The sequence below is a fragment of the Acaryochloris sp. 'Moss Beach' genome (assembly GCF_021497025.1).
In the GTDB taxonomy this organism is placed as follows: Bacteria; Cyanobacteriota; Cyanobacteriia; order Thermosynechococcales; family Thermosynechococcaceae; genus Acaryochloris; species Acaryochloris marina_A.
In genome coordinates this window covers 414,822-427,425 of sequence record NZ_CP071717.1, presented here as the reverse complement: position 1 = coordinate 427,425, position 12,604 = coordinate 414,822, and the positions used below count along the sequence as shown (strand labels likewise).

The window sequence follows — 12,604 nt, the reverse complement described above, 5'->3', positions numbered from 1 at the left end:
AAGACTAGCCCCGCTGCGATCGGAATCTTGAGGAGGACCCCATGAACGTGTTTGGTATTGGCTTGCCAGAGATGGCCTTAATTATGGTCATTGCTTTATTGGTATTTGGTCCTAAAAAACTCCCAGAAATTGGCCGGAGTATGGGCAAAGCTCTCAAAAGTTTCCAAGAAGCTTCGAAAGAATTTGAAAATGAATTTAAAAAAGAAGCGGATCGGATCAATGAGACCCTAAATGAAACGCCGATGGAGGCAACCTTAGAAACTCCTAAGGCCCAAGATCAACCTCAACCTCAACTCGAAGGCCAAGAGATGGCTGAAGCTCCAACAGACGAAGTAATGGCTGACTCTCCTGAAGTAACGAATTCCTAAATGACCGCTCTACTGATGATTCCTGAACTGATTGTAGGTTTAGGAAACCCTGGCTCTCAATATGATCGCACTCGCCATAATATTGGATTCGCATTCATCGATCGATTGGCCCAGCACTGGCAAATTTCCTTAACTTCAGAACGGCGGTTCCAAGGCGAATATGGTGAAGGTTTGGGTGGCCAAGGTCGGAGGGTGCGTTTGCTTAAGCCTCATACCTATATGAATAACTCCGGCCAATCCATTCGATCTGTGATTGACTGGTTCAAGCTGGAACCGGCCTCTGTGTTGGTCATCTACGATGAAATGGCCTTACCTGTTGGTAAATTGCGATTGCGACTGAAGGGTTCTGCTGGGGGGCACAATGGCATGCGCTCCATCATTTCCCATTTGGGTACCCCTGAAGTCCCTAGGTTACGAATTGGTATTGGTAGTCCGCCTCCAGAAAGAGGTAAAGACACCATCTCTTTTGTCTTAGGGCGCTTTGCTCCACTAGAGAACCAACTTCTTCCTGGGGTGCTTGATCTCGGTGTAGATGCGGTAGAGATGGCACTCAAAAAAGGGATTGAGCAATCCATGACCCTTTTCAATGGACGCACAGTATCGATATCCGATTCTGAATAAACTCAAAAATCCAGGACCAGATTATATAAGTTGAACCTATCGATAGGAAATTCTAATCTGTCTCTAGATGACAATGCTTTGTACTTCTCTATGGGTAATGCTTTCAAGGTTTTTCTTTCCTTCTTCTCCTCTTTTTTTTGAGAACTATTGAGGACCTTTTGCAATCGCTAAAACTATTGCCTATCATGGCTTTAGGGGTATATTTTTTAGTCGTGTCCATAAAATGCTTAAGGTGTCTATTTGACATTAGATAAGTAAATCATGGTCTAAATGCTTTTATTGATTACAAATCCCATTGGCTCAAACCCTATTTCAGCTTTATAAACCTTAATTTTTTGCGTAGTATCAAAGAAGAAGGTTCGACCTTGAGTTTTCCTTAAGTCATGAAAACCATTACTGAGCTTTCTGAACTGCCGTTTCCACGAATTTTATTGAGGAGTACACCATGGCAACTTTTAAGGTCACACTGAAAAGTGCATCTGAAGGGCTAGACACTACTATCGAATGCCCTGATGACGAATATATTTTGGACGTAGCTGAAGAGCAAGGCATTGACCTTCCTTTCTCCTGCCGTGCTGGCGCTTGCTCCACCTGTGCTGGAAAAATCACTGCTGGTACTGTTGATCAGTCGGATCAGTCTTTCTTGGATGACGATCAAATTGAAGCTGGTTTCGTTCTGACTTGTGTCGCTTACGCAACTTCTGACTGCACAATCGAAACTCATAAAGAAGAAGATCTCTATTAAATCCAACGCTACAGCTTGTGGCTAATGGGTTGGGGCGTTATCTAGCGCCCCAATTTTTTTTGCCGATAACGTTACAGTAGAAGACATCGCGGTTAGATGTTCCTAACCCTATAAAAGGCTAATGCAATGAATGCAGTTGACTATCTTCGGATTAGTTTGATCGATCGCTGCAATTTCCGCTGCCAATATTGCATGCCCGACACCCAAGACTTACATTTTTTACAGCCTACAGCCGTTCTGACAACGACAGAACTATTAGCTTTAATTCGGGAAGTCTTTATCCCTTCGGGATTCACTCGCTTCCGTCTTACGGGAGGGGAACCGCTACTGAGGCCCGATATTTTAGACATTGTGCATGGGGTTGTAGCGTTGCCCCAAGTCAAAGATTTGGCGATGACCACAAATGCTTTTTTGCTAGAGCCTCTGGCCCAGGATTTATATGAGGCGGGGCTGCACCGCATCAATATTAGTCTGGATTCACTCGTGCCAGAGACCTTTGCCACCATTGTGGGTAGAGATTCACAAAGGCACCAACGCTGGAGTAAGGTCTGGGCAGGTATCCAAAAAGCCTATCAAGTGGGGTTTAATCCTCTCAAGCTCAATGTTGTGATTATTCCTGGGGTGAATGATCATGAGGTGCTAGATCTGGCAGCACTGACGATTGATCGCCAGTGGCATGTGCGGTTTATTGAGTTTATGCCGATTGGGAACGCGGATTTGTTTTGCGATCGCGGCTGGATACCGTCAGAAGACATTCGAACCCAAATTCGAGATCGGTGGGGTCTAACGGAAGGCCAAGTCCAGGGCAATGGCCCCGCTGATGTCTTCCAAATTCCGGGAGCCCAGGGTACTTTAGGCTTTATTAGCCAGATGTCGGAATGCTTTTGCGATCGCTGTAACCGCATGCGCTTATCGGCAGATGGCTGGCTGCGACCTTGTTTGCTCAATGAAACAGGGCAGCTAGATTTGAAGACGGCCCTGAGAAATGGGGTGTCTACGGATACGTTGCGAGATCGCGTCCAGGAATTGTTGGAACTCAAACCAGAGATTAACTACAAGGAACGCCAATCGGGCACAGTGGGGGCTAACTATAGTCGCACAATGTCCCAAATCGGTGGATAGCTGGGCGACATTGTTATTCCATTTCTAGGCCAAGGGCTTGTTTGAGAATGGTGCGTTCTTCCGTAGGAAGTTGGAGGAAAATGCGGGGGTCATCGGGTTTAGCTTTGTAATCAACAGCGGCTTTGAGTAAACGTAGGGGCACTTTAAACTCTTCATGCTCTTCCGCTACTTTAGTCCAAACTTCTAGCCAAGCTAGGGCAGCATACTGACTAACCATTTCCGAGATTAATGCATCACAGCTTTTGATCAGACCCACCCCTAGCGCATTGAGGAACTGATACTCCTTAAAAAGTGGAATCAGCTTTTTAATATGGACTTGCCATTGTTGAATATCTTGATTCTGTTTGAATAAACTGCGAAGCATAATATCTGAATGCCAAGAATCGGATTTCTCCGCTTCACTTAGGTGGCTAAGCCTATTCTCCAAAACTTTATAAGCTTCATCATTAGGATGAGATGCAAAACCCACTTCAGCTTGATTTAGTCGTCTATATGGTAATTTTTCTAAATTTTCTTGTGAGATATTGCCATAGCTTAAGAAGGCTTCTTCATAGCGTTCTAAATAGCTCAGGGCGATGCCCCGGTTATACCAGACTCTGTCATCATCTGGTTTGATGTCCAAAGCTGCATCGTAATTTATTATTGCCTCTTTATGACGCTTTAAAACAGCTAGGGTAACTCCCCGATTGTACAGAATTTCATTAGCATTCGGATTGATTTTCAGAGCTTCACCAAAGCTGTCAATAGCTTCTTTAAATCGTCTTAAAGCAACCAAAGCAATGCCGCGGTTAGTCCAAGATTGATCATGTTTAGGTTCGATCTCTATAGCTTTTTCAAAGTGTGTAATTGCTTTGTCGTGCTGACCTAATTTGTCCAAAGCAGTACCTAAGTGAGTCCAAGCATAATACTGATTTGGGTCAAGGCTTATGGCGTGATGAAACTTAGAAGCTGCATCTTCATATCGTTCAAGATAAATTAGGTTGACACCTTGATTAACCCAAGTATCATATTCTTCTGGCTTGATCTTTAATGCTTTCTCGAAGCTAGTAATAGCTTCCTTATATTGCCTTAATTCACCCAATGCAATACCACGATTAGATAGAGCTTTGTAGTTGCTTCTATTGATTTCTATAGCTTTACTGTAGTTCTCGATGGCTTCAGAATACTGCCCCAGTCGAGCTAGCAATACACCTAGGTTACTTAGAGTTCTATCATCATTAGGTTTGTATTCTAGAACTTTTTTATAACTCGCAATTGCCTCTTCATAACGTTCTAATCTATATAAATAGACTCCCTGAGCAAAATAATTTTCCGCTGTATCGTGAATATCCATTAACACGTTGACTAACTTCAGTGCACGTTCGGGATCTTTCTGGTCACATTCTGCCAGTTTCTGAATGTAAGCATCAATACGCGGATCTATTTCGGCTTCATTATCTTCTAGCGCCAAGTTTACATAGGTTTCTGCAAAAGAGACCTTAGATTGTCCAACTACTTCTGCTCTCAACTGTTGTTTCATCAACAACAATTCTGAACGTGGATACCAGGCTTTCAGAAAATCTACAAACAAGCGAATAGGTTCACCCCGTGTTTCTTTTACCGACAAGCAGATCCGCATCAAGGGTTCACGCAGCTCGTAAAAGGACTGCCGCCCGATGCTATCGGCTAATACATACCCCTTATCTCGCAAATCCTTTAACTGGCCCGATACCGTTTGGTGGGTAACAAAACACCGCTGGGCAATCTCTTTAACGGGCATTGCATATTTCCGCCGACCTAGCACCTCAATAATCTTGCGTTGCTGTGGCGAGAGATACATCATCCGTGCCTGGTAATAGGGCGTCAGATCGTCCAACATACTCATAAAGGGCTGAACTAAAGCATCCAACGACTCCTGGGTGAGAAATTCTGAAAAAACCACATAAATTCTGGGGTTACCCCCGGCTAAATGATGGACTGCCTGCACCCTACTGCGCCCTTTCAGCGTTCGCAGAAAATCCACTAGCTCTGAATCTTCCTCTTGTTGAGCAATCTTTGTCAGCAGGGAAACCGCTTCATCCACCACAAAATCCTTTAAGTATTGGATCCGGAAGAATCCATAAAATGGTGAGGTTTGTAGTTTTACGCTATTGAACAAACTTTGTGAAGTAGCCACAATCGTACAGCAACTTTCTTCTTGCAAAAATGAGCGCAACTGCTTCTGACCAATATCCCCTAACCCCGCAAATACATCTTCTAGGTTCTCCATCAGCAGCAGTAAGGTTCGTTTACCGATGAAAGTTTTTAAGGTTGCAATCGCAACTTGCTCTGCTTCTTCTGGAGCTAGATCATAGAGGCTGTCAATTTTGTTAGCAAGCTCTTCATCTTTATATTCAGCTTGCAATGCATTCAGAATTCGCAATACCAAATCAAAAAATGATCCAATGCCCCACTCTTCTTCCTTTAGCCAAGCAATCACCAGATGACTGTTTAGATCTGCCTGTTGGACAACCCGGTGATAGAGTATCGATATCAGATGGGTCTTACCAATTCCCCGTGGCCCAATCAGCAAGTTAAACTGCTTGCTATCCGTTAAGGCACTGGCCCGAATCTGTTCAACTAAACGCTTGGCTAATTTGTGGCGCTGAACAAAAATAGCCTCTAAATCTTCTGGGGCTAACAGGCTGGGCGTATAGCGAGAAACTTTCATGCTGCCAATCCTCGATGAATAATCCAGCTTTGTTGAATTAAGGAAAACCGAAACCTATAGGCATTAATATCAACTTGTTGGATGTAGTGATCGCGTTGAAGTAAGGTCAATACCTGATTGCCTGACAGAAGTAGGTCAAAGCCTTTATTTACATAGTTTATGAGAAAAGAGTGGAGAGACATGTGAGGCTAGATTTAATCACAAATCAGCGTTATTCAAATGTCAGGCCCCACCCAAATTTATCGTCAACTGTTTTCCTTTTTACGTCAACACAGCCATTATCGAGATTTACGCCATCTCATTGCTCTGGGCTGGATGGTAAGCGCCTTAATCTGTAGTGAACGCTTAAGCTTATCTGCCTGGGAATCCTATGTTCCCTGCCGAGCCAGAAAAGCCCAAAGTGTCGAGCGTCGGTGGCAACGATTTATAGCCAATCAACGCATTGATATTAACAAGCTATATGTACCTCTAGTCCTGCTAGCCCTTAAGAACTGGCAATCTCATCGTCTATACCTGGCAATGGATACAACGGTGTTATGGAATGAATATTGCATGATTCATCTATCCGTCGTCTGCTGTGGCAGAGCAGTACCATTGTTGTGGAAAGTATTAGAGCACAAGAGTGCAGCTGTCGCTTTTGAGGAATATCAACCGCTATTGCGCCAGGCCCGTTGGTTATTGCGGCAGCATCCAGATGTCATGGTGTTAGCAGATCGTGGGTTTGCGAACCATCAACTGATGAGCTGGTTACAACAGAGCCATTGGCATTACTGTCTGCGTGTCCCTTGTGATGTCCTTCTCCATGGTCCACGTCAATGTCCAAGAGAAGTCCGACAATTGTGGCCATCCAAAGGCGAAGCCCTCCTCTACCGCAATGTGGGGCTTTGGGAAGACGGCATCTATCGGTGCAATCTGGTGTTGGCTAATATCCGAGGAGTGAAAGAACCATGGGCGGTGATTACAGATGAATCACCCACGCTACAGACCTTGTGGCAATACGCTTTGAGGTTTCGGGTCGAAGAATTATTTCTCGATAGTAAGTCTGGAGTGTTTGAGCTAGAAGAGTCGAAAATTCGCTGTGCTGATGCATTAGAGAGGCTTTATCTGGTTGCTGCTGTGGCACTGCTATTCAGCACGACTCAAGGAATGGCTGTTCACATTAAAGGGCTGCGCCAACAGGTTGACCCACATTGGCGACGAGGCATTAGTTATCTCAAAATTGGATTACGGTGGCTCAAGGGAGTCGTCCATAAAGGACGGGAGTTGTTGATGCCAGTCCCCTTGCTCTGCCATGATCCACAACCGTGTTTTGCGTCTAAAAAAGCTCAAAAGAAACACTACAACAAAATCTGGTTCTCTCGCATCCGCTCTTTACAGTGCAAGGCTTTATGAGCAGGGGAAGGCGAAGATCTGTCAGGCAGTCAGGGTCAATACAGCTCGGGTCGATTCAGCATCAAAAGCATCCGTCTGAGACAAAACCCGATTATAAATTTCATCAAAAGACAGCGGCTCAGAAGCCAGAGCCAATGCATCGAGTAACGCCAACGCCAACGCCTTATCTTCATTCAGATAGTAGGTATCGATGCGTTCCCGATAATACCGAAGATGCCACGGATCCTGTGGGTCAAGCATATACTGTTTAACTATGCTGGGGATATCAACTGATTCCCCTTCCTCAAAAACTAAATGATCAACTAAGTGATGGATAAAAAAAGGAAGATTGTCAGCCGCTTTAGCAATTTCCTGGGCCGTACTCTCTTGTTCTACAGTCAATCCTTCACCCACAATTAGCTGTTGTGCTAAATCTTCCGCATCTGCTTTCTCCAAAGGCGGAACATCCACAATTTTCATGTCATTGGTTGGATCGTTGGCATATCCTGCCCGTTTCAGCGTCGTTAGCACATTGTGTAACCCAATAGATCCCGTAAACACCATTCGTAAATTAGAGTGAGTTTGTCGCAAAGAGCGCAACACATCCAAAATTCCCTGGGCAACGGATTCGCCTTGCTGTTGCTTAATGTCGTACAACATCAGTGGCAACTCATCCCAGAAAAAAATTACCGGACAATCTTGATGCTCCAGTAAATCTTCCATCGTCCGTTGCAATACGTCATTCCAATGAGCCTCTGGAATCGCTGGTAGCTTCACACCAGCAATTTCTGTACCTGTCAAATTCTTGAGCAATGCCCGAACTCTAACTGCGCTTTTCTGTAAACCACTCAAATAGGCTTCCACATCCTCAAGGACTTTCTTGGCAAAGCCTACTGCTGTCTTAATCCCTTCTAAATCTCGATAAATCGTAATGACAGCTTCTGGAGCTTCACTGTTCATTTTTTTGATGATGCTGGTTTTTCCCATCCGCCGTTCAGCCGTCAGCACCAAACTTTGACGATTCAAAATTCGCCAAAGCTTCTTGATCAATCGATCTCGCCCTACGACTTCTGAGGGAGCTAGTATTCCACCTGGATTAACTTTGATACTCATTTGATGTACGTCAATTTCAACGTACGTTGAAATTGACGTACGTTTATAAGCCTTTCTGAAAGAGTAAAAATTATTAGGATTAACGTATTGAGGCAAATATCTCTGTTGTCTCGTGTTGTAGGCTATTTATACAAGAGGTCTAATGAATTGCGCCACATTACCAATGTGGAAGCCTATGAAATTGATGACTGATTGCATACTCGACATATGGCAACACACGGCAACCACCAGTGGCTCAGCATTGATTATTCCTGATGGCTGTCGAGATATTATTCTATCCACCTCGCTGGGGGAACGACCTGCTTGGCGGATCACACCCTTAGATACTCAGACGCGTAACGTTTATACTCGCGAAGGGGTGAGCCTGATGGGCGTTAGGCTTCAACCAGGGACTCAGATCAATGAACAGCAATTATTAAGCAACTTGTCTGCTGACATCAATGAGCAGGACCTCAAGGATCGTATCAATCGTTTCTGTTCCCTGAGTCGGGCGGTGGCTGAATCTCTTGAATGCCTGAGAAGCCAGCCCAGAACCGTGGCCACAGCAGCTAAATGGCTGGGCATAACCCCAAGAACGTTACAACGGTTGATGGTGAGCCAGACAGGTCAACCTCCTAGCTTTTGGCTACAGCTCGCACGAGTACGGCAAACAGCTCTGGCCCTAAAAACCTCTATGTCCCTCGTAGACATTGCCCATGCCCATGGATATGCCGATCAGGCCCATATGAGCCGAGCCATTAAACATTGGTTGGGCGTATCGCCTACAAATCTCGCCCCTGAGCAGTTTGACCGCCTTATGGACTTAGGCTATGGCTAGCGGGTAACTGGTGAGCAAATCTCAATCAGAAAACCATTAGGGTCAATGACATAGGCGGTCGTTTGCCCCCAAGATTCTTCTTGAATATCCTGCTGTAAGACAGCACCTGCGTCTAACGCTCGTGATAGATCTGAGTGAACGTCATTTGACTCAAAAGCCATTTCAAACACGGGTGCAGTGGCCTGTGCTTGAGCGGGTGATTTCCCTAATTCCTGCATTAAGCTGAATGCTGAAAAAGAGAGGGTCGTACTCCCTGTACTCAGCTCACCATAATCGCCGCTTTCGTGGAGAAACTGCTGATCAAACCCAAACGCCCGCTTAAAAAAGTCTAGGGTTGATGCTACATCTTCCACATAGAGAATCGTGTATTTAAACTTCATGGGAGTTGAGTCGTAAGAAGGTAGAACTATTTGAGGATACGGCGGTATGGCTCAAATGGTCTTGAAAATATGCGACATTTTTTTTGCAGACTTTGACTCCTGAAGGGGGCTTAAGATGGCTAGTCGATAACATGAATCAACTTGCTGCTTCAAACGGGTTTTAATTCCGCAACAATAGGTTGGTGATCGGAACCATTGGCAAGGCCTGCCCAAGCATCAATACAATCAAACCCGCGGCTCGTAATATGATCGATGGGAATCTTGGCAAACCAATGAAACCAAGTGGGGGCATAACTCCAGGTTGCCCAGATGCCCTGCCCTCGGGTTGCACTAGACAAATCGGCCTCCTGTAAGAACTGATCGAAGTAAGGTGACCAGGGAGACGTATTGAAATCACCCAGAACGATGACTCGATTGGGAACTTGTCGAATAAATGGAGCTAAACGCTCAAACTGCTGATTGCGAACTGCAAACGAAGAACGGGTTAGAGGAATGGGGGGATGAATGCCTACAACTGTCAGTATCTCTTGTGGTGTTTGAATTTGAGCAACCAGGCTAAAAGTAAGGCCATGGTCTGTCGCATTAGGATATTCCGGAGTAGTGGAGAGGATGGGGTAGCGACTAAAAAAGGCATTGGACCCCCGATTGGAGCGTTGGCTATAGGGATACTCCAATCGATTTTCCAAGTCACGCATGGCCGACAGCGTAATCTCTGTTAAGAAAAGAATATCGGGCTTTTCTCGTTGAATAGATAGTTGAATGGCATCATAATCCTGATTTTGGGTCCAGATGTTATAAGACATCATCCGCAACCCTGCCGGTTTTGTGCCAATGGATGGCATTCCTAACCAATGAAACCAAGGGGTAAAACTGAGTACTAGCAACAGCGATGCTAATCCGAGTCCCAGTCGCTGCCCCCCGAAGATCTGGGTGGAATAGTCTAAATCCCAAACCAAAACAAGGAATCACACAAACATAAGGCCAAAACTCCATTCCTAAAGCCAAAGGGAAAGAGCGATTGATAAAGGGGCATAGATAGAAAATATATAGGCCAAGGCTCAGTATTAAGGTGGTTTGGGCAATGCCTTGTTTAAGAGTCATGCCAACGTTTTAGGGTCTTGGTATCGACAAAGATTGGTTCGATTATACAGGGGCAATTTCGAATGCGATGTAGTCTGAGCTTGTTGAGCAAAAGCCACTTGACCCTGTATTGAGTGGGTCTGCCGAACCATATACAAAAAAACAGTCCCCCTAAAAAATAGGAGGACTGCAAACCAAATTATTGAAATACCTTAGCTCAGCAGATCCTTGGCTTTCGCGAGAACGTTCTCAACGGTGAAGCCAAACTGTTCTAGGCAAGTATTGCCAGGAGCAGAGGCACCAAAGCGGTTAATGCTGATAGCTTGACCTTCGAAGCCAATATACCGATGCCAGCCGAAATCAGCTCCGGCTTCCACCGATAGACGCTTGGTGATTGCTTTGGGCAAAACGGACTCTTTATATTCAGGAGTTTGGGCTTCAAACAATTCCCACGAGGGCATGGAAACCACTCGAACCTTCTTGCCTTCGGAACGAAGCTGCTCAGCCGCTTGCTCACAAAGATGAACTTCACTGCCAGTGGCCAGCATGATCATGTCGGGAGTGCCATCACTATCAGACATGATGTAAGCGCCCTTAGCTACGGCATCAATGGAGCTGCCAGCCAAGTTGGGAAGGGCCTGACGAGTGAAGGCAATGAGCGTAGGGGATTTGCGATGTGCGATCGCAACTTTATACGCCCCAGAAACCTCGTTACCATCTGCTGGTCGAATCACCGTCAAATTGGGAATTGTTCGCAATGAGGCAACCGTTTCGACGGGTTGGTGAGTTGGACCATCCTCACCTAAGCCAATGGAGTCATGGGTCATGACGTAGATAACCCCCGCTTCTGCCAGGGCAGAGAGGCGAATGGCGGCTCTCATATAGTCTGCGAACACCAAGAAGGTGGCGCAGTAGGGAATTAAACCGGAATTATGTAAGGCAATCCCGTTACAGATGGCACCCATGCCATGCTCACGTACCCCAAATCGAAGGTTGCGATTATTGTAATCTCCCTTTTGGAAATTCCCTGAACCTTTGATTTCGGTCAGATTGGAGTGGGTTAGGTCAGCAGATCCACCAATCATCTCAGGAATTGCACCTGCCAAAGCATTAATGGTGATTTCAGAATGCTTCCGTGTGGCGAGTCCTTTATCGGCTGGGGTGTAGCTGGGTAGAGACTTATCCCAATTGGCTGGGAGTTCTCCTTTCACCATCCGCTCAAATTCAGCCGCTTCAGCTGGATATTTAGTCCGATAGGAGGTCATGATTGCATCCCATTCTGATTCAGCCGTAGCGCCTCGATCGACTGCTTGGCGGCAATGAGACAGGACATCAGCAGGAATATCAAAGGGCTCATGATTCCAGCCAAGATTTTCTCGGGTGGCTTTAATCTCTGCATCCCCAAGAGCGGCACCATGAATACCAGCAGTATCGGCCCGATTGGGTGACCCATAACCAATGGTAGTGGTCACCTTAATCAGCGAAGGCTTATCGGTTACGGCTTTAGCCGCTTCAATGGCCTTCTGAATCCCGTCTAAATCGGTGTTGCCATTCTCAACATGCTGAACATGCCAACCATAGGCTTCAAAGCGCTTGCCCACATCTTCTGTAAAGGAAATATCTGTGGAACCATCAATGGAAATATGGTTGTCATCGTAAAGGGCAATTAACTTGCCCAATCCCAAGTGACCCGCCAAGGAACAGGCTTCACCCGAAACCCCTTCCATGTTGCAACCATCCCCCAAGATGGCGTAGGAGTAGTGATCAACGAGAGTATGCTCGGGTCTGTTGAACTTGGCAGCCAAGTGGGCTTCGGCCATGGCTAAACCCACGGCATTACAAATTCCTTGTCCCAAAGGCCCTGTCGTGACTTCAACCCCAGGGGTTTCAAAGTTCTCAGGGTGTCCAGGGGTTTTGGAACCCCACTGACGGAAATTCTTGATTTCATCAAGGGAAACGCTGTTGAATCCCGTCAGGTGTAAAAGAGCATACTGCAACATGCAGCCATGCCCGGCGGACAGCACAAACCGATCACGGTTAAACCAATAAGGATTTTTGGGATTAAACCGCATGATGCGGTCCCAAAGGACATAGGCCATGGGAGCGGCACCCATGGGTAAACCTGGGTGTCCCGATTTGGCTTTTTCGACGGCATCAATGGCCAGGAAACGAATTGCATTAATACAAAGTTCGTCTAGGGATTGGGTCGCAACAACCATAAGCTTGAATTTTTAGTATTTACTGAACGGCAAGAAGGAATAAGCGGCAAGAAAACGACGTTGTCTATGTTTTCTATGG

The 12,604-nt window shown here is 45.8% G+C and carries 12 protein-coding genes; 6 read left to right on the top strand and 6 right to left on the bottom strand.

Features of this window, described 5'->3' with window-relative positions:
- Positions 1–41 precede the first annotated feature (41 nt).
- The 4 genes from HRE53_RS02020 (at position 42) to moaA (ending at position 2,856) form a co-directional block, all read left to right on the top strand.
- Positions 42–368 carry a TatA/E family twin arginine-targeting protein translocase gene (locus tag HRE53_RS02020; protein WP_235108881.1) on the top strand — a complete coding sequence of 109 codons (327 nt, stop codon included), beginning with the start codon at positions 42–44 and terminating at the stop codon, positions 366–368.
- Entirely contained in the window at positions 369–989 is a 621-nt protein-coding gene (pth, locus tag HRE53_RS02015; protein ID WP_315876146.1) for an aminoacyl-tRNA hydrolase, read from the top strand.
- 445 nt (positions 990–1,434) lie between these two features.
- Complete coding sequence (locus HRE53_RS02010) at positions 1,435–1,734, top strand: ferredoxin (protein ID WP_212661990.1); 300 nt, start codon at positions 1,435–1,437, stop codon at positions 1,732–1,734.
- A gap of 126 nt (positions 1,735–1,860) precedes the next feature.
- Positions 1,861–2,856, top strand: a complete 996-nt coding sequence (moaA, locus tag HRE53_RS02005; RefSeq protein WP_235108880.1) for a GTP 3',8-cyclase MoaA — start codon at positions 1,861–1,863, stop codon at positions 2,854–2,856.
- Positions 2,857–2,869: 13 nt separating this feature from the next.
- Here the strand turns inward: moaA and HRE53_RS02000 are convergent, their stop codons facing one another.
- Entirely contained in the window at positions 2,870–5,314 is a 2,445-nt protein-coding gene (locus tag HRE53_RS02000; RefSeq protein WP_235108879.1) for a tetratricopeptide repeat protein, read from the bottom strand.
- Positions 5,315–5,764: 450 nt separating this feature from the next.
- Between HRE53_RS02000 and HRE53_RS01995 the strand changes: the two genes are divergently transcribed.
- Entirely contained in the window at positions 5,765–6,937 is a 1,173-nt protein-coding gene (locus HRE53_RS01995) for a transposase (RefSeq protein ID WP_235107614.1), read from the top strand.
- Positions 6,938–6,958: 21 nt separating this feature from the next.
- Here the strand turns inward: HRE53_RS01995 and HRE53_RS01990 are convergent, their stop codons facing one another.
- Complete coding sequence (locus HRE53_RS01990) at positions 6,959–8,029, bottom strand: AAA family ATPase (protein ID WP_235108878.1); 1,071 nt, start codon at positions 8,027–8,029, stop codon at positions 6,959–6,961.
- A 184-nt stretch (positions 8,030–8,213) separates the two neighbouring features.
- Here HRE53_RS01990 and HRE53_RS01985 point away from each other — a divergent pair, with 184 nt between their 5' ends.
- Positions 8,214–8,846: a helix-turn-helix domain-containing protein gene (locus tag HRE53_RS01985; RefSeq protein WP_235108877.1), complete on the top strand. Its 633-nt coding sequence runs from the start codon at positions 8,214–8,216 to the stop codon at positions 8,844–8,846.
- Here HRE53_RS01985 and HRE53_RS01980 read toward each other — a convergent pair.
- The 4 genes from HRE53_RS01980 to tkt form a co-directional block, all read right to left on the bottom strand.
- Positions 8,843–9,226, bottom strand: a complete 384-nt coding sequence (locus tag HRE53_RS01980; RefSeq protein ID WP_235108876.1) for a VOC family protein — start codon at positions 9,224–9,226, stop codon at positions 8,843–8,845. The two genes, HRE53_RS01985 and HRE53_RS01980, sit on opposite strands and share 4 nt — an antisense overlap.
- Before the next feature lie 149 nt (positions 9,227–9,375).
- On the bottom strand, positions 9,376–10,032 hold the full coding sequence (locus HRE53_RS01975) for an endonuclease/exonuclease/phosphatase family protein (RefSeq protein WP_235108875.1): 657 nt from the start codon (positions 10,030–10,032) through the stop codon (positions 9,376–9,378).
- Positions 10,019–10,327 (bottom strand): hypothetical protein, encoded by a 309-nt coding sequence (locus HRE53_RS01970; protein ID WP_235108874.1) that lies wholly within the window; start codon positions 10,325–10,327, stop codon positions 10,019–10,021. Before HRE53_RS01970 ends, HRE53_RS01975 begins: the two co-directional genes overlap by 14 nt.
- 191 nt (positions 10,328–10,518) lie before the next feature.
- Positions 10,519–12,525, bottom strand: a complete 2,007-nt coding sequence (gene tkt, locus HRE53_RS01965) for a transketolase (RefSeq protein WP_235108873.1) — start codon at positions 12,523–12,525, stop codon at positions 10,519–10,521.
- Between the last annotated feature and the right edge of the window lie 79 nt (positions 12,526–12,604).